The organism is Pseudohaemophilus paraphrohaemolyticus (genome assembly GCF_003253115.1).
In the GTDB taxonomy this organism is placed as follows: Bacteria; Pseudomonadota; Gammaproteobacteria; order Enterobacterales; family Pasteurellaceae; genus Haemophilus_A; species Haemophilus_A paraphrohaemolyticus_A.
Window position 1 is genome coordinate 78,684 of record NZ_QEQF01000004.1, and the last position, 15,553, is coordinate 94,236.

Annotated in this window: 20 protein-coding genes, 2 tRNA genes and 2 pseudogenes; 17 read left to right on the forward strand and 7 right to left on the reverse strand. The window is 42.1% G+C overall.

What is annotated here, in order from left to right:
• Positions 1-59: 59 nt before the first annotated feature.
• Together DPV92_RS05380 and DPV92_RS05385 are read left to right on the forward strand one after the other, a co-directional pair.
• Positions 60-136 (forward strand) — tRNA-Asp (locus DPV92_RS05380).
• A gap of 48 nt (positions 137-184) precedes the next feature.
• Positions 185-261, forward strand: a tRNA-Asp gene (locus DPV92_RS05385).
• 96 nt (positions 262-357) lie between these two features.
• On the opposite strand, the gene DPV92_RS05390 is transcribed toward DPV92_RS05385, so the two are convergent.
• Positions 358-732, reverse strand: a complete 375-nt coding sequence (locus DPV92_RS05390; protein ID WP_111354003.1) for a SufE family protein — start codon at positions 730-732, stop codon at positions 358-360.
• 118 nt (positions 733-850) lie between these two features.
• On the opposite strand from DPV92_RS05390, the gene clpP reads away from it, so the two are divergent.
• The 5 genes from clpP to DPV92_RS09850 all read left to right on the forward strand — a co-directional run bounded on the left by clpP (position 851) and on the right by DPV92_RS09850 (position 4,493).
• Positions 851-1,444 carry an ATP-dependent Clp endopeptidase proteolytic subunit ClpP gene (clpP, locus tag DPV92_RS05395; protein WP_111354004.1) on the forward strand — a complete coding sequence of 198 codons (594 nt, stop codon included), beginning with the start codon at positions 851-853 and terminating at the stop codon, positions 1,442-1,444.
• Positions 1,444-2,688 (forward strand): ATP-dependent protease ATP-binding subunit ClpX, encoded by a 1,245-nt coding sequence (gene clpX / locus DPV92_RS05400; RefSeq protein ID WP_111354005.1) that lies wholly within the window; start codon positions 1,444-1,446, stop codon positions 2,686-2,688. The genes clpP and clpX overlap by 1 nt, the downstream gene beginning before the upstream one ends.
• A gap of 79 nt (positions 2,689-2,767) precedes the next feature.
• Positions 2,768-3,118 carry a DsrE/DsrF/TusD sulfur relay family protein gene (locus DPV92_RS05405; protein WP_111354006.1) on the forward strand — a complete coding sequence of 117 codons (351 nt, stop codon included), beginning with the start codon at positions 2,768-2,770 and terminating at the stop codon, positions 3,116-3,118.
• Positions 3,118-4,305: a BaiN/RdsA family NAD(P)/FAD-dependent oxidoreductase gene (locus DPV92_RS05410; RefSeq protein ID WP_111354007.1), complete on the forward strand. Its 1,188-nt coding sequence runs from the start codon at positions 3,118-3,120 to the stop codon at positions 4,303-4,305. The genes DPV92_RS05405 and DPV92_RS05410 overlap by 1 nt, the downstream gene beginning before the upstream one ends.
• Positions 4,306-4,328: 23 nt before the next feature.
• Positions 4,329-4,493, forward strand: coding sequence for a hypothetical protein (locus tag DPV92_RS09850; protein ID WP_192574182.1), 165 nt, complete (start codon positions 4,329-4,331; stop codon positions 4,491-4,493).
• Positions 4,494-4,733: 240 nt separating this feature from the next.
• On the opposite strand, the gene DPV92_RS10000 is transcribed toward DPV92_RS09850, so the two are convergent.
• The 5 genes from DPV92_RS10000 to DPV92_RS09975 form a co-directional block, all read right to left on the reverse strand.
• Entirely contained in the window at positions 4,734-4,844 is a 111-nt protein-coding gene (locus DPV92_RS10000) for a helix-turn-helix domain-containing protein (protein WP_318655605.1), read from the reverse strand.
• An 8-nt stretch (positions 4,845-4,852) separates the two neighbouring features.
• Positions 4,853-5,377, reverse strand: a complete 525-nt coding sequence (locus DPV92_RS05420; protein WP_111354008.1) for a DUF1523 family protein — start codon at positions 5,375-5,377, stop codon at positions 4,853-4,855.
• 8 nt (positions 5,378-5,385) lie between these two features.
• Positions 5,386-6,174: a TatD family hydrolase gene (locus DPV92_RS05425; RefSeq protein ID WP_111354009.1), complete on the reverse strand. Its 789-nt coding sequence runs from the start codon at positions 6,172-6,174 to the stop codon at positions 5,386-5,388.
• 67 nt (positions 6,175-6,241) lie between these two features.
• A complete protein-coding gene (gene rraA / locus DPV92_RS05430; RefSeq protein ID WP_111354010.1) occupies positions 6,242-6,742 on the reverse strand; it encodes a ribonuclease E activity regulator RraA in 501 nt (166 codons plus the stop codon).
• A gap of 104 nt (positions 6,743-6,846) precedes the next feature.
• Entirely contained in the window at positions 6,847-6,981 is a 135-nt protein-coding gene (locus DPV92_RS09975) for a hypothetical protein (RefSeq protein ID WP_263969925.1), read from the reverse strand.
• Positions 6,982-7,369: 388 nt separating this feature from the next.
• On the opposite strand from DPV92_RS09975, the pseudogene DPV92_RS05440 reads away from it, so the two are divergent.
• A pseudogene (locus DPV92_RS05440) lies at positions 7,370-7,642 on the forward strand (MerR family DNA-binding protein); the annotation flags it as partial.
• Positions 7,643-7,744: 102 nt separating this feature from the next.
• On the opposite strand, the pseudogene DPV92_RS10065 reads toward DPV92_RS05440, so the two are convergent.
• A pseudogene (locus tag DPV92_RS10065) lies at positions 7,745-7,876 on the reverse strand (alpha/beta hydrolase); the annotation flags it as partial.
• A gap of 238 nt (positions 7,877-8,114) precedes the next feature.
• Between DPV92_RS10065 and DPV92_RS05450 the strand changes: the two are divergent.
• From DPV92_RS05450 to DPV92_RS05490, 9 genes are all read left to right on the forward strand, one after another.
• Positions 8,115-8,291, forward strand: coding sequence for a type 2 periplasmic-binding domain-containing protein (locus tag DPV92_RS05450; protein ID WP_192574184.1), 177 nt, complete (start codon positions 8,115-8,117; stop codon positions 8,289-8,291).
• Positions 8,292-8,646: 355 nt separating this feature from the next.
• The gene (gene srmB, locus DPV92_RS05455) at positions 8,647-9,993 is read left to right on the forward strand and encodes an ATP-dependent RNA helicase SrmB (RefSeq protein WP_111354013.1); all 1,347 of its coding nucleotides are present in this window, start codon (positions 8,647-8,649) and stop codon (positions 9,991-9,993) included.
• A 42-nt stretch (positions 9,994-10,035) separates the two neighbouring features.
• Complete coding sequence (locus DPV92_RS05460) at positions 10,036-10,605, forward strand: DUF805 domain-containing protein (RefSeq protein WP_111354014.1); 570 nt, start codon at positions 10,036-10,038, stop codon at positions 10,603-10,605.
• Positions 10,606-10,727: 122 nt separating this feature from the next.
• Entirely contained in the window at positions 10,728-11,312 is a 585-nt protein-coding gene (pth, locus tag DPV92_RS05465; RefSeq protein ID WP_111354015.1) for an aminoacyl-tRNA hydrolase, read from the forward strand.
• 87 nt (positions 11,313-11,399) lie between these two features.
• Entirely contained in the window at positions 11,400-12,491 is a 1,092-nt protein-coding gene (gene ychF, locus DPV92_RS05470; protein ID WP_005706109.1) for a redox-regulated ATPase YchF, read from the forward strand.
• Positions 12,492-12,634: 143 nt separating this feature from the next.
• Positions 12,635-13,648, forward strand: a complete 1,014-nt coding sequence (gene truD, locus DPV92_RS05475) for a tRNA pseudouridine(13) synthase TruD (RefSeq protein ID WP_111354016.1) — start codon at positions 12,635-12,637, stop codon at positions 13,646-13,648.
• Positions 13,649-13,655: 7 nt separating this feature from the next.
• Positions 13,656-14,432, forward strand: a complete 777-nt coding sequence (surE, locus tag DPV92_RS05480; RefSeq protein ID WP_111354017.1) for a 5'/3'-nucleotidase SurE — start codon at positions 13,656-13,658, stop codon at positions 14,430-14,432.
• 27 nt (positions 14,433-14,459) lie between these two features.
• A complete protein-coding gene (locus DPV92_RS05485) occupies positions 14,460-15,044 on the forward strand; it encodes a YqaA family protein (RefSeq protein ID WP_111354018.1) in 585 nt (194 codons plus the stop codon).
• A gap of 14 nt (positions 15,045-15,058) precedes the next feature.
• Entirely contained in the window at positions 15,059-15,550 is a 492-nt protein-coding gene (locus tag DPV92_RS05490; protein ID WP_111354019.1) for a LysM peptidoglycan-binding domain-containing protein, read from the forward strand.
• Positions 15,551-15,553: the final 3 nt, after the last annotated feature.

Here is a 15,553-nt window from a genome sequence, read left to right on the forward strand (position 1 = left end):
ACACTTAAAAAAGATTTGCCGATAAGATAAGAAATAGGTATTATACGCAAACCAAATGCGGAGTGGTAGTTCAGCTGGTTAGAATACCTGCCTGTCACGCAGGGGGTCGCGGGTTCGAGTCCCGTCCATTCCGCCAATTTATTCCCATTATAAATTTAGCTTAAACCTAAATTTATAATTTTGCGGAGCGGTAGTTCAGCTGGTTAGAATACCTGCCTGTCACGCAGGGGGTCGCGGGTTCGAGTCCCGTCCGTTCCGCCACTTATTTTGAAACGTCATAATATACCTCCTATGCGTTAATGGAAAAAACCTCTGAGCAATCAGAGGTTTTTTCTATATTTATTCAGCGATTTTCTGCTATTTAATCAATCCCTGAATTTGTTGTAAACCATTTAACCTTGTGCTAGTCAAATTTGGGGTAATTTTCAACTCATCAAACATCTGTTGCAAGTTAAAATCAGCTAACTCTTCGTCTGATTTCTCAAGTAAAGCAATTTGGATAATCATTAAAATCCCTTGCATTAAGCGAGCATCACTGTATGCAATGACTTTTCTTGGCGATTTTTGGAAAGCGAACCATAAACGGCTTTCGCAGCCGTGAATTTCAGGTACATTTTGCAACTCGGCTTCACTTAATTTAGGCAATTGTCGGCTAAGTTGGATAAGCAAGCGGTATCTTTCTTCCCAAGATTTGCAAAGGGCAAATTTTTCGTAAATTTCTGCAAGATTCATTGTTTTTCCTCAATAAAATTTGCAAAAGATTGTAACAATCTGACCGCTTGTTGTTAATGATTTTATGAAAATTTGCTAAAATAGCCCCATTCCACCAAATTTAATAAGGATAAAATTTATGTCATTGGTTCCTATGGTTGTTGAGCAAACCCCGAAGGGTGAACGTTCATACGATATTTTTTCACGCTTGTTAAAAGAGCGTATTATTTTCTTAAATGGTCAAGTTGAAGACAATATGGCGAACTTGATTGTGGCTCAACTGCTCTTCTTAGAAGCAGAAGATCCTGAAAAAGATATTTATCTTTATATCAATAGTCCAGGTGGTGTGGTGACGGCAGGCTTAGCGATTTACGATACTATGAACTTCATAAAACCAGATGTAGCGACTCTTTGCACGGGACAAGCTTGCTCAATGGGTGCATTCTTGCTTTCAGGCGGGGCGAAAGGGAAGCGTTTTGCGTTACCAAATGCACGCGTAATGATTCACCAACCGCTTGGTGGTGCACGAGGTCAGGCAACCGATATTCAAATTCAAGCTCAAGAGATCTTAAAACTCAAAGAGATTCTTACCCGTAAAATGGCAGAACATAGTGGTCAGTCATTTGAAAAAGTGGCGGCAGATACTGAGCGTGATAACTTTATGTCCGCACAGGAAGCTATGGAATATGGCTTGATTGATAAAGTGTTAACTTCTCGTGGTGAGGTGGCATAATGGCATTTGAAAAAGAACCTCACTGCAGTTTCTGCGGTAAAAAACGTTCAGAGGTCGATCAGTTAATTGAAGGTAGTGAAGGATTTATTTGCAATGATTGTATCGAGGAGTCTTACGCTTTGTTGAACGGCGAGGAAGAACCGTTAATTGATGAAACGCAAGATGAAGCTAAATTCTTCGATAATGTGCCAACACCGCATGAATTACATGCTCATTTAAACGACTATGTGATTGGTCAAGAACATGCGAAAAAGGTGTTATCAGTCGCAGTTTACAACCATTACAAACGCTTAAAAAGTGCCCTTTCAAACCACGAAGTAACTAATGGTGTGGAACTTGGTAAAAGTAATATTTTGTTAATCGGTCCAACAGGAAGTGGTAAAACATTGTTAGCTGAAACCTTGGCTCGTCGTTTAAATGTACCATTCGCAGTGGCTGATGCCACAACGCTCACCCAAGCAGGCTATGTGGGCGAAGACGTAGAAAATGTGATCCAAAAATTACTGATGAAATGTGATTTTGATGCAGAGCAAGCCGAACGAGGGATCGTCTTTATCGATGAGATCGACAAAATCACCCGTAAATCAGAAAGCGCTTCCATAACGCGTGACGTTTCGGGCGAAGGCGTGCAACAAGCATTGTTAAAATTGCTTGAAGGTACGGTAGCGAATATCAATCCACAAGGATCTCGTAAACATCCAAAAGGCGAAACCATTCCTGTAGATACTTCGAAAATCCTCTTTATCTGTGGCGGTGCGTTTGCGGGCTTAGATAAAATCGTGGAAGCACGCACCAATAAACAAGGTGGCATCGGCTTTGCAGCTGAGTTAAAAAACGACAAAGATCGCCAAGATTTAACCGAGTTATTCAAACAAGTTGAACCTGAAGATTTAGTGCGTTTTGGTTTAATTCCAGAGTTAATCGGTCGTTTGCCTGTGGTCACCCCATTGCAAGAGCTTGATGAACACGCATTGATTCAAATCCTAACCGAACCGAAAAATGCGATCATCCGCCAATATCAAGCACTATTCCAAATGGAAAATGTAGAACTTGAGTTTACTAAAGAGGCTTTAGTTGCGATTGCGAAAAAAGCGATTACTCGTAAAACAGGAGCTCGCGGCTTACGATCTATCGTAGAAAACTTATTGCTTGATACGATGTTTGATTTACCAACACTGAAAGCGAAGAAAGTCACTGTAGGTCAAGCGTGTATTGAAAGTGGTGAGAAGCCTGTGATTGAGTAATTTCTCGTAGAAGCATAAAATACCTAAGGTTAAAACCTTAGGTATTTACTTTTATAGGAACAAGAAAGGAGAAACTTCTATGCAAAAACTACTCTTTATCATCAACTCAGCCCCTTATGGCAACGAATCCTGTTTTAGTGGTTTACGTTTAGCTTTACAAATTCAAGAACAGCACAAAGCAGAAATCAAACTTTTTTTGATGTCGGATGCAGTCATTGCAGGGCTTGCGAAACAAAATCCAGCTGAGGGATATCACGTGCAACAGATGCTGGAAATCCTTACCTCGCAAGGCGCAATGGTAAAACTCTGTAAAACTTGCACCAATGCACGTGGCATTACCGAGCTTCCGCTTGCGGATGGCGTAGAAATCGGCACACTCGTTGAACTTGCTGATTGGACGATGGAAGCTGATAAGGTACTTAATTTCTAATGAAAAAAGCAGATGTGGTTGTTATTGGGGCTGGGGCTTCAGGCTTGTTTTGTGCTTCGCAATTAGGGCAAGCAGGCAAAAATGTCGTAGTACTGGATAGCGGTAAAAAAATTGGGCGTAAGATTTTGATGTCGGGCGGTGGCTTTTGCAACTTCAGCAATTTAGATGTAACGCCACAGCATTACTTAAGCCAAAATCGCCATTTTGTGAAGTCAGCTCTAGCTCGCTACACCAACTGGGATTTTATCGGCTTAGTCGCTCAATATGGCATTGCCTACCACGAAAAAGAGTTAGGGCAGCTCTTCTGTGATGAAGGTGCGGAACAGATCGTAAAAATGCTGCAAAGTGAATGCGATAAAGGCAAAGTCGATATTCAGCTTCGACAAGCGGCCGTTTCTGTGGAAAAAATTGCAAAAGGTTTTAAAATTGATACCGCTTGTAAGACTTATCAAACCGAAAATCTGGTCATTGCCACAGGAGGACTTTCAATGCCAGCCTTAGGCGCAAGTCCATTCGGCTACAAAATTGCCGAACAATTTGGCATTCCTGTCATTGCACCAAGAGCAAGTCTCGTCCCTTTTACATGGAAAGAGAGCGATAAACCCTTCGCCTCGCTTTCAGGCATTGCGTTGCCTGTTACAGTCAGCAACGAGCGGATCAGCTTTAGCAATCAAATGCTATTTACACATCGTGGGCTTTCAGGCCCCGCGATTTTGCAGATTTCGAATTATTGGCAAATAGGCGAAGCAGTTGAAATTGATCTTTTACCTGCTGAGAATATTCTCGAGATTTTGCAAGAACTGCGTCAATCTTCGCCAAAATTACAGCTAAAAACGGTATTAAGCCGTTATCTGCCGAAAAAACTGGTTGAGCTTTGGTTCGAGCAACACTTGCTAAAAGACGAAGTCATTGCTCAACTCAGCAAAAATACGCTAGAACAGCTTGAGCAATTTATCCATCATTGGCAATATATCCCCAATGGCACAGAGGGCTACCGCACCGCAGAAGTCACGATGGGGGGCATTGATACTGATCATATTTCTTCTAAAACTATGGAAGCAAAAGCCGTTCCAGGGCTTTACTTTATTGGCGAAGTGCTTGATGTGACAGGCTGGCTTGGTGGTTACAATTTCCAATGGGCGTGGTCATCTGCTTTTGCTTGTGCGGAAGGGATTATTCAAGCTTAATTAGTGTAGTAGACAAAAGTGATATGGTAGAGAAAAGTATTGATTTGGATTATTTTCCTGTAATCCTTGCCAACACTTTTGTTTACTATGCCAAATTGAAGCTAATTAAATTTGGTGCAAAGTGCTGTAAAACCATGTTTTGTCCAATGTATGCAAGCGGTTGGGCAAGCTGGCAACAATATTGGTAGCCAGCTTCAATATCCAACTTCGTTAAAGCGAAATTAGGAATAAGTTGGTGCTGTTCGCAGAAAAATGGGCGTGATCTGTTATTGATAAAGGGCGGTTAAAATTGCTCGTAAGGTTTGCGATTCACCACTGGAATTGAGCTTAGAAACGATAATGCCGACCACAGGTTCTGCAGCCCCTCGCATTGCACGGGCAGAGCGATTGGGATGAAAACCAATTTAATCGATAATAGATTGGATCTTTTAGCGGGTTTCTTCGCTGACTTTCGGATCGTGATTGAGCACACAAGAAATGGTAGATTTGCCGACCCCACAGAGATCGGCGATATCTTTAATAGTATAATTTTTGGGCATCTTGTCAGTTATTCATCACGGAAAATGCCACGAATAAATTGGATAGAAAGGAAGAATAAGAAAGCAAGTACGGCATATAACACATAACTTACAATCGGTTTGGCAAGCGTTTCGCCTTCAGCAAGTGGTTGGATGGAAACTACGTTGCGGAACTCATTCATCCAGTTAATACGCCAACCGTAATATTTGATTTGCACGCGTTGATGCTCGTTCGCATAGGCTTGGGCTTTCGCTTGCACATCAGCAGAGCTGAATTTAAAGTATAGCGGCAAGCCCCAGCCTGTATCTTCGTTACGATAAACCATCGTTTTTTTGCTGTCTGGATTTTCGGTGAACAAGAAATATACATCGCGTACTTCGCCATCTGCTGGATTCGATTTGCTGATGACGCCATCTTTGTCCATTCGGCGCACTTCCATTCCTGTTACTACGGTTTCATCATAGCTTGGCATAACGTAATTTACCGTGCCAGTGATCACAATGAAAAAAGAGAGCGAAACGAGAAATAAGAAATATTTGAGGATTGATTTCATACTAAGTCCTACAGGTTAATTTTAAATAAATTCTGCACATTTTGTGTCGTAATGTGCGCCAATTCTTCGGTTGAAACGCCTTTTAACGTTGCCAAATATTCGCACGTTTCACGCACATAAGCAGGCTGATTCGGCTTGCCGCGGTAAGGTATTGGTGTAAGATACGGTGAATCGGTTTCCACCAATAGGCGATCAAGCGGTAGTTTTCTGACGACATCTCGCAATTCTTCTGCATTGCGGAAGGTAATAATACCCGAAATCGAAATATAAAAGCCAATATCCAATGCACGTTTTGCCATCGCATAATCTTCGGTAAAACAATGTAATACACCGCCACATTGTTCTGCACCGCCTTGCTCAAGCATATTCATGGTATCTTCGCGTGCTGAACGAGTGTGAATAATCAGCGGTTTATTGACCTTTTTCGCTACATCAATTTGAGCAGAAAATTGTTCCTGCTGAAGCATTTTGGTTTCAGGCGTGTAGTGATAATCTAAGCCTGTTTCGCCAATGGCAACCACTTTATTATCTTGAGCGTAAGCCAAGAGTTTGCCGTAATCGAAAGGTTCTTCATCTACATTAAGCGGATGCACACCGCAGCTCAGTGAGACATCATTGCGGTGAGCGGTAAGCTGTTTCATCGCCTCAAAACGTCCAAGTGTAGTGCAAACAGAAACAATATGTCCCACACCACGTGCTTTGGCTTTTTCGATCACTTCATCCACGCTTTTATGTTGCGTTTGATAGTCTAAGCCATCAAGGTGGCAGTGGGAGTCAATAATAAATAAGTCGTTCAAATTTAGTTCCTACTTTACGATAAAAAATGCAAGCATAACGCTTGCATCTTCAATGAAAAAAGCAAAATTACTCTTCTTCTAATTCGTTTAAATCCAATGCTTCAGGCGAAAGAATAATGCCCGTTAAGTCCGCATACACGTAATCTTCTGGGAAGAATGTTACGCCACCGAAATTCACAGGTGTATCAATTTCGCCAATTTCGGTATTGTCCGCACCAACAGGGATCGGGGCTAAAGCATGAATGCCAATATTTAAGGTTTCCAACACATCTAACTGACGCACCGCACCATAAACAATAATGCCTTCCCAGCCGTTATCGACCGCTAATTGTGCTAACTCCGCATCAATTAACGCACGGCGCACTGCACCACCGCCATCAACAAGTAGCACACGACCGTTACCCTCTTCTTCCAAAACTTTTTCAATTAAACCGTTACTTTCAAAGCATTTTACGGTCGTAATTTGACCATTGAAAGAAGACGCACCGCCAAAGCTTGAGAAGATTGGCTCAACCACATCAACTTGGTCTGAATAAATATCGCAAAGTGCTGAGGTATCAATACGCATAATAGGCTCCGTTTTTATTTTTGTATTGCGACAAGTATAAACCTAAGTGGGCAATTTGCAAAATTTTTGCAGCCCCCAATATCTTACCAAACTATTTAGCTAAGCTAACAGCACTCAAAACTCTCCACTTCGTTCTCATTACCGCCGATATTCGCCACTTTCGGATAAGCACAAATTGGCATTTGTTTGTTCGAGTAGGTTTTACTTTTCGCAAGCAGACTTGGTGGTTGTCGTACCATTGTTCAAGCGCGGTTAATGGATCGAAACCGTCCAAGCCGTTACCACCACCGCAGTGGGTTAAGCCTGGGGCAACGAAAAGTCAGGAAAGTTCGCCAGCACTTTGGGTATCTTTTTGCAAATCGTTGAACCACACCACTTGGTTTTTAGCGGAGAATACTGGATCTGATTCACCTGTCAGCACAATTAATTTCATCAGCATAAATTGCTGAAACTTGGCTTTAGCCCGTAGCAATAATAAAAGTGAGATATTCTGCGATGGAAGATCGAATAATATCTGAGGTCATAAGCGCTCCTTAATCTGGTACACCTTAGCGATTAAGACGTGGATTTTCGAGCGTGGAACGCGAATTTTTCGATACGGAGCACAAAAAATATTTTTTGCCATACTTGCAATGGTTGAGTTTATTACAATGTTTGAAAAATACAGGAATGAGCTTAAAAGACATCAAACGCTTCTCTGAATGTACCGCCATTGGCGACGATACCATTGACGAACGCCTTGCATTATTTGAAAGCCAAACGGAAAACGTCAAACAACAGATTGCCGAATTGCAACGCTACTTAGGCTTATTGGAATATAAATTAGTGTTTTATCAACATGCGAAATATCTTGGTTCGGTGAAAGCGGTAGAATTGCCTAAAATTCCGGAAACTGACTAGGGTTGAGGATTCATTTTGCAAAATCTTGATGAAAAACAACCACTCTTTCGAACGGTCTATAGTTAAGTCATTTATGAAAAAAACTTGCTGCTTAGTCGTTGATTATTTCAAATTCTCTTTAAAAAATTCCTCAAATTTATCAAACAGAATTTTTCCCGATTTGTTATCCTATAAATCAACATGAGTTGCATCTGGTACGATGTATAACTCTTTATTTTTGCTACCGAGTGATTGATACGCTTCTTTCATTTTATAACGCCTTCTACATCTAAGCCCGGTTTACGATTGTAAGTACCTTGTTCGTTTGGTGTGAAGTCAATTTCATAGCAGTCTGCCATTGATGATGTTGCGAAAGTTGCAGAAAGTGTAGTGGCAAGTACATTTAACGGATTTTGGAGAAATCATTGACCAACTTGCACCTTATCCTGATTTAGTGATCGACTGGCACGATGATATAAGCAAGCTGGATTCCATGAACCACCGCATTAATATGGGCTTGCGCATTGGTTTGGAAGCAGACTCAAAATTTATCGTGCGAAAAATTACTGAAATTGGCGATGTGCTGGTCGCTGCCCCAAGCTTACTTGAACGTTTGGGTAAACCAACATCGTTAGAAGATCTGGAACACAGCTATCCTTTCGGAGCATAAATCAACGTTGCCACAGAGCGAACTTAGCATCTTCCGCTTAATAGCGAACAATCGCTCAAGCAGCGCAACATCGGCTTTCAAAGCACCAGCGTATATAGCAACTCGCAAGGCAAGGTGGTGGGAATGTTGAGCGATTATCTCGTTCGCCCTTATGAAACCATCATCCCGCCTAGGACGTTGAGAGTATTTGAAATTTTGGAAAGCGTTTTGAAAGAAACATTAGAGTAATTTTTCCTATTTTGCCATGACATATTTAAATGATGCCCTGACTTTGTACGATTTATACAAAAGGGCATCCCCCTTTATGCTATACTTGCAAAGATTTAGCAAAATTTAACCGCTAGTAAGGATTAGCATGACAACGGAAACCCCGATTTTAACCACATTTGAAGAGCTTGATCTCTCCCCCCAATTACTCAAAGCCTTGAACGAAAAAGGTTATAAACGTCCAACTTCAGTACAAGCTCAAACCATTCCATTCGCGTTAGATGGACGTGATTTGTTAGGTTCAGCTCCAACAGGCACGGGCAAAACGGCTGCGTTTTTACTACCTGCTATTCAACATTTATTAGACTATCCTCGCCGTAAACCTGGTGCACCACGTATTTTGATATTAACACCAACCCGAGAATTGGCAATGCAAGTAGCAGAACAAGCAGAAGCATTAGCGAAATTTACAAAACTCAGTATTGCCACTATTACAGGCGGTGTGGCGTATCAAAATCATGGTGAGATTTTCAACAGCAATCAAGATATTGTTGTCGCAACGCCTGGTCGTTTAATGCAATACATCAAAGAAGAAAACTTTAACTGCCGTGCAGTAGAAATTCTTATTTTTGATGAAGCCGATCGAATGTTGCAAATGGGCTTTGGGCAAGATGCGGAAAAAATCGCGGCGGAAACCCGTTGGCGTAAACATACTTGGTTGTTCTCAGCAACGCTTGAGGGTGAATTATTGACCGATTTTGCGGAACGTTTATTAAACGATCCTGTGCAAATCGAAGCCGAACCAAGCCGCCGCGAACGTAAGAAAATCCAGCAATGGTACTATCATTCCGATAATGTTGAGCATAAAACGAAACAGCTTGCCCGCTTAATTAGCGAATTAGCAATGGAAAAAGCGATAGTATTTGTTCGCCGTCGTGAAGATGTGCGGGAACTGAGTGAAACCTTGCGTAAACGTGGCATTCGTTCGACCTATTTGGAGGGCGAAATGGCACAAACCCAACGTAATCAGGCAATTTCTCGCTTAAAAGAGGGTGTTGTGAATGTGTTGGTTTCAACCGATGTTGCCGCTCGCGGAATTGATATTGATGATGTCGATTTTGTGATTAACTTTGATTTGCCTTACAGTGCAGATACTTATCTTCACCGTATCGGTCGTACCGCACGTGCAGGCAAAAAAGGCTCAGCAATTTCGCTGGTGGAAGCCCACGATTACAAGCTATTAGGTAAAATTAAACGCTACACCGATGAGCCATTAAAACCACGCGTAATTGAAGGCTTAGAACCGCGAACAAAAGCCCCGAAAGATGGCGAAGCAAGTACCACAACCAAGAAAGAAAAAGCTCGAATTAAAAAACGCAAAGAGGCGAAAAAAGAAGCCGCAAAAGCGAAGGTAAAAGTGCGTCATAAAGATACCAAAAATATTGGCAAACGCAGAAAGCCGAGTGGTGATAAAGCATTAGGAAATAAAGCGTAAGCGGTAAAATTCTCTCCATAAATTGCAAACAGCGAGGTCTATATGAACTGGTTTATCCAAGCACTCAAAAAAACATTTACCTATCGCGGACGAGCACGTCGGGCGGAATTTGGTTGGTTTAACTTGATTTCATTTTTAATCAGCTTAGCTCTTATTATTGTTCCTGCAGTAGTATTCGATTTAGGTGGAAATCTTTTAGCGGCAACCTACCAATCTGAAGCAATCAACATAATTACCAATGCAGGCACTTTGATTTTTGAACTTGCTTATTCTCTTTTTAGCTTGGTAACAACGCTCGCCCATTTTAGCCTTTCGGCTCGTCGCCTGCACGATTTAGGCTTCTCGGGCTGGTGGCAACTTACGGTTTATTTAGGTTTGCCAATTATAGTATTTTTATCTTTTATCATTATGGATATCAATGAAGCAAATCCGAGCATCATTCCAGGTCTTGTGGTGCCTCTCGTATTATTGATGTACGCTATCTATCTCGGTGTTTTGTTATTTATGGATGGACAACGTTTTACCAACAAATATGGCAAAGATCCAAAAGCAGAGCCCCAAACAGAGCCTGTTGAACAAACATCCATTAGTGTATTAGTGGATAAACCATAATTTCAAGCGGTGAAATTTGTAAAAGATTTTGTAGATCTCACCGCTTGCTTTTTACCTTGAGAAATCTACCCGAATTGCCTACAATATCGCCTTTTATTTAACAGCCAATAGAAGCCAAAATTATGTCGCAAATTAAATTGATTGTTGGGCTTGCCAACCCAGGTGCAAAATACGAAGGCACACGCCACAATGCAGGTGAATGGCTTGTAAATGAACTTGCCAGAATGTATAACACTTCGCTCAAAGAGGAAGCAAAATACTTTGGCAAAGTAGCCAAAATCAATACTGAACAGGACGAAGTTCGTTTGCTTGTACCCACTACTTTTATGAATTTAAGTGGAAAAGCCGTGGGTGCATTAGCGAATTTTTATCGTATTAAACCAGAAGAAATTTTGGTTGCTCACGATGAATTAGATCTTCCTCCTGGTGTGGCGAAAATCAAACAAGGTGGTGGACACGGTGGTCATAACGGCTTGAAAGATATTATTGCAAGCCTTGGTAACAACAATAATTTCTACCGCGTGCGTATTGGCATTGGGCATCCAGGTCATCGCGATTTAGTAGCAGGTTATGTATTGGGTAAACCTGCTCCACAAGACCAAGAGAAAATTGATGCCGCAGTCGATGAAGCCAGTCGCTGTGTAGAAGTGCTGTTTAAAGAAGGTATTGTGAAGGCAACAAACCGATTGAATGGGTTTAGGGCATAACTAATTTATTATTTTATTCGTAATTTGCCCCCCTCTTTAGAAAAGAGGGGAAATGTAAGGCGGAAGTATACTTATAAGGAACAAAACATGGGATTCAAATGTGGTATCGTGGGTTTACCAAACGTTGGTAAATCAACTCTTTTTAATGCATTAACCAAAGCAGGTATTGAAGCGGCGAACTATCCGTTCTGTACCATTGAACCAAACACAGGTGTGGTACCAATGCCTGATCCACGTTTAGATGCATTAGCAGAAATCGTCAAGCCTGAGCGCGTATTACCAACTACGATGGAGTTTGTAGATATTGCAGGTTTAGTGGCAGGTGCAAGCAAAGGCGAAGGCTTGGGTAACAAATTCTTAGCTAACATTCGCGAAACGGATGCGATTGGTCACGTTGTGCGTTGTTTTGAGAACGATGACATCGTGCACGTTGCAGGTAAAATTGACCCACTTGATGACATTGAAACTATCAACACTGAATTAGCGTTAGCAGATTTAGATAGCTGCGAGCGTGCGATCCAACGTTTACAAAAACGTGCAAAAGGTGGTGATAAAGAAGCGAAATTCGAGCTTTCCGTAATGGAAAAAATCTTACCTGTGCTTGAAAATGCAGGAATGATCCGTTCAGTCAATTTAGACAAAGACGAATTGTTGGCAATCAAAGGCTACAATTTCTTAACCTTAAAACCAACGATGTACATCGCCAACGTAAACGAAGATGGTTTTGAAAATAATCCATACTTAGACAAAGTGCGTGAATTTGCGGCAAAAGAAGGTTCAGTGGTTGTGCCTGTGTGTGCAGCGATTGAAGCGGAAATTGCAGAATTAGACGACGATGAAAAAACTGAATTCCTGCAAGACTTAGGCATTGAAGAACCTGGTTTGAACCGTGTAATCCGTGCGGGCTATGCGTTGTTAAATCTGCAAACTTACTTCACCGCAGGCGTGAAAGAAGTACGTGCATGGACGGTTTCAGTTGGAGCAACAGCACCCAAAGCAGCTGCGGTTATCCATACTGATTTCGAGAAAGGATTTATTCGTGCGGAAGTGATTGCTTATGACGATTTCATCCAATTCAAGGGCGAAAACGGTGCGAAAGAAGCGGGTAAATGGCGTTTAGAAGGGAAAGATTACATCGTGCAAGATGGCGATGTGATGCACTTCCGCTTTAACGTGTAATTGCAAAAAATCTAAGAAAAACAGCCGCTTGTAGCAATGCAAACGGCTGTTTTACATCATATAAAATGTAGCGTGGGATTTATCCCACCGTTAAACCTTAATATCATTAAATGGTGGGATAAATCCCATCCTACAGACAAAAAATGAAACTCAATTATCTATTAGGCACACCACAACAAACAGGCAGATTAAAAGCTGAATTTGCAGATTTTATCGTGCGAGAAGAACTTGGCTATCCGCTCGCAGGCGAAGGCGAATTTGTGGCTGTGAAAGTGCGAAAAACCAATGCCAATACCCTTTTTGTGGGCGAACAATTAGCAAAATTTTTAGGCATTTCCGCCAAAAATATGAGCTATGCGGGCTTGAAAGATCGCCACGCAGTGACGGAACAATGGTTTTGCCTTCATTTAGCGGGCAAAGAAACGCCTGATTTTTCCACCTTTGAATGTGAAGGCGTGGAAATTCTAGAAGTCACCCGTCACAACCGTAAAATCCGTACGGGGGCTTTGGAAGGCAACCATTTCGAGCTTTTACTGCGTGATGTGGTGGAAACCAATGAGCTCAAACAACGCTTGAATCAATTACAAGCGGTCGGTTTCCCTAATTATTTTACCGAACAACGTTTTGGGCGTGATGGGCACAATTTAACCCAAGTACAACGCTGGGCAAGCGGTGAAATTTCGGTAAAAGATCGCAAAAAACGCAGTTTTTACCTTTCTGCTGCTCGTTCGGAAGTGTTTAATTTAGTGATTTCGCAACGGATTGCCGATCAGCAAATGCAAACAGTGTTATTAGGCGATTATCTGCAGTTGGCTGGCTCAAACAGCTTTTTTGAAGTGAAAGCGGAAGATTTAATGCAATCACAGCAACGTTTAGATGAAAACGATGTCTTACTCACCGCGCCATTGATTGGCGAAAATTCGCTCGAACAAAATGGCAATGAGCGTGAAAAAGCGATTGTTGCACAGCACGAAAATTTAATCAGCTTGATGAAAAAAGAGCGAATGAATACCGCTCGCCGTGCGATGTTGTGTAAACCGCAAGATCTCCGTTGGCAGTTTGAACCTGAAGGATTACGTTTAAAATTCTTTTTGAATTCAGGCAGTTACGCAACGGGATTGGTGCGTGAGCTTATTACATTAAACGAGGAAGAATAAGGACATTATGAATATTTTAATGAGCAACGATGATGGCTTTCATGCAGAGGGCATTCAAACTCTCGCACGCATATTACGTGAAGCGGGTCATCGTGTCACCATTATTGCTCCCGATCGCAACCGTTCAGCGGCTTCTAGCTGCTTAACGCTCACGGAGCCGTTGCGTGTACAAAAATTTGACGAATTTAACTATGCAGTGACTTCGGGCACGCCTGCGGATTGCGTGCATTTAGCCTTAAATGGTTTGCTAGAAAATGACTTTGATTTGGTTATTTCGGGTATCAATCACGGGGCGAATTTGGGCGATGATATTATCTATTCAGGCACAGTAGCAGCCGCTATTGAAGGGCGCCATCTGCCATTACCTTGCTTGGCGGTCTCGCTTGTGGGTAAAAAAGGAGCGGATAAACATCACGGACATCTGTTTGGCTCGAACCATTTTGAAACGGCTTCTCGTGTAGTATTGGAACTCTTACCAAAACTTAAACCCGAGATGATTACCCATCGTGAAGTGCTGAATATTAACGTACCTGATCTCCCATATGAGGCACTTAAAGGCACAATGATTACCCGCCAAGGAAAGCGTTCACAAGCAGCGGAAATTGTGAAAACAGAAGATCCGCGAGGTGGCACAATCTACTGGCTAGGAGCAAACGGCACAGCTGTGGATGAAATCGAAGGCACCGATTTTTATGCCATCAATCAAGATTGCGTGTCGATTACTCCACTACAAGTGGATATGACCGCACATCATTCACTGACTGATTTACAAAAAATTCTCTAACAAATCTTTTAAAGGCTAACAAATTTTATGCAATTATTTGGTACAATCTACGACAAAACGATGGCGTGGTCGAAGCACACTTACGCGGCTTATTGGCTCAGCTTCGTGAGCTTTATTGAAGCGATTTTCTTCCCAATTCCGCCCGATGTGATGTTAATTCCCATGTCAATGGCAAAACCGCAAAATGCATTTAAATACGCGGTTTACACCACCGTAGCCTCCGTGCTTGGCGGAATGATTGGCTACTTTATTGGACTTTATGCGTTCGAGTGGGTGCAATCGTTAATCGCAGATTGGGGAATGCAAGCCAGTTTTGACCAAGCAAAAGCGTGGTTTGAAGTTTGGGGCGTAGCAGTGGTTTTCTTGGCAGGTTTCTCTCCTATTCCGTATAAAGTATTCACCATTTGTGCGGGCGTAATGCAAATGGTGTTCTTCCCGTTTGTGATTACTGCCGCTGTTTCCCGCTTTGCTCGCTTTATTTTAGTGGCGAAGCTCTCCGCGTGGGGCGGTGAAAAATATGCGGATAAAATCCGTCGTTCGATCGAATTGATTGGCTGGGGTACAATTGCCTTGGCTGTAGTCGCTTATACTATTTATCAGTTAACTAAATAAAACAGGATTCCAATATGAAAAAATCATTCCTTTTATTACCGTTTGTAGCAGCATTTGCATTAACGGCTTGTAGTTCAAATAATTCAGCAGAAGTTAGCGAAAGTTCATCAGATACCCTGCCAAATGGTGGCACTTGGCAACCAGCAGATATTCAACCAACTTCAATGCCAAACGGAATGAACCAACCAATTTCACAACCGAGCTACACACCAGCACCTGTAACGGCAAAACCTGTAGCAACAGCGCCAAGCTATAACAATAACGCAAGTTACGGTTCATCAGACAGCATCGGCAACTGTCAAGTGGTTCGCGATGCAGCAGGCACACCGATTTATGCTCAAATGACCAAAGGCTGCTACACGGATAGCACCATTACCGTTGGCCCGCAAGATACGCTCTATTTCGTTTCTTTCCTTGCAGGTAAAACCCCAGCTGAGATTGCCGCATTAAATAATATTAGTACGACGACGAAATTAAAAGTTGGTCAAACGCTACGAGTGCGTTAATAG

What these genes read in the sequence shown, in the direction of transcription:
- DPV92_RS05390 (WP_111354003.1), bottom strand. Translation starts at nt 732, where the DNA reads ATGAATCTTGCAGAAATTTACGAAAAATTTGCCCTTTGCAAATCTTGG.
- clpP (WP_111354004.1), top strand. Translation starts at nt 851, where the DNA reads ATGTCATTGGTTCCTATGGTTGTTGAGCAAACCCCGAAGGGTGAACGT.
- clpX (WP_111354005.1), top strand. Translation starts at nt 1,444, where the DNA reads ATGGCATTTGAAAAAGAACCTCACTGCAGTTTCTGCGGTAAAAAACGT.
- DPV92_RS05405 (WP_111354006.1), top strand. Translation starts at nt 2,768, where the DNA reads ATGCAAAAACTACTCTTTATCATCAACTCAGCCCCTTATGGCAACGAA.
- DPV92_RS05410 (WP_111354007.1), top strand. Translation starts at nt 3,118, where the DNA reads ATGAAAAAAGCAGATGTGGTTGTTATTGGGGCTGGGGCTTCAGGCTTG.
- DPV92_RS09850 (WP_192574182.1), top strand. Translation starts at nt 4,329, where the DNA reads ATGGTAGAGAAAAGTATTGATTTGGATTATTTTCCTGTAATCCTTGCC.
- DPV92_RS10000 (WP_318655605.1), bottom strand. Translation starts at nt 4,844, where the DNA reads ATGCCCAAAAATTATACTATTAAAGATATCGCCGATCTCTGTGGGGTC.
- DPV92_RS05420 (WP_111354008.1), bottom strand. Translation starts at nt 5,377, where the DNA reads ATGAAATCAATCCTCAAATATTTCTTATTTCTCGTTTCGCTCTCTTTT.
- rraA (WP_111354010.1), bottom strand. Translation starts at nt 6,742, where the DNA reads ATGCGTATTGATACCTCAGCACTTTGCGATATTTATTCAGACCAAGTT.
- DPV92_RS09975 (WP_263969925.1), bottom strand. Translation starts at nt 6,981, where the DNA reads ATGGTACGACAACCACCAAGTCTGCTTGCGAAAAGTAAAACCTACTCG.
- DPV92_RS05450 (WP_192574184.1), top strand. Translation starts at nt 8,115, where the DNA reads ATGAACCACCGCATTAATATGGGCTTGCGCATTGGTTTGGAAGCAGAC.
- srmB (WP_111354013.1), top strand. Translation starts at nt 8,647, where the DNA reads ATGACAACGGAAACCCCGATTTTAACCACATTTGAAGAGCTTGATCTC.
- DPV92_RS05460 (WP_111354014.1), top strand. Translation starts at nt 10,036, where the DNA reads ATGAACTGGTTTATCCAAGCACTCAAAAAAACATTTACCTATCGCGGA.
- pth (WP_111354015.1), top strand. Translation starts at nt 10,728, where the DNA reads ATGTCGCAAATTAAATTGATTGTTGGGCTTGCCAACCCAGGTGCAAAA.
- ychF (WP_005706109.1), top strand. Translation starts at nt 11,400, where the DNA reads ATGGGATTCAAATGTGGTATCGTGGGTTTACCAAACGTTGGTAAATCA.
- truD (WP_111354016.1), top strand. Translation starts at nt 12,635, where the DNA reads ATGAAACTCAATTATCTATTAGGCACACCACAACAAACAGGCAGATTA.
- surE (WP_111354017.1), top strand. Translation starts at nt 13,656, where the DNA reads ATGAATATTTTAATGAGCAACGATGATGGCTTTCATGCAGAGGGCATT.
- DPV92_RS05485 (WP_111354018.1), top strand. Translation starts at nt 14,460, where the DNA reads ATGCAATTATTTGGTACAATCTACGACAAAACGATGGCGTGGTCGAAG.
- DPV92_RS05490 (WP_111354019.1), top strand. Translation starts at nt 15,059, where the DNA reads ATGAAAAAATCATTCCTTTTATTACCGTTTGTAGCAGCATTTGCATTA.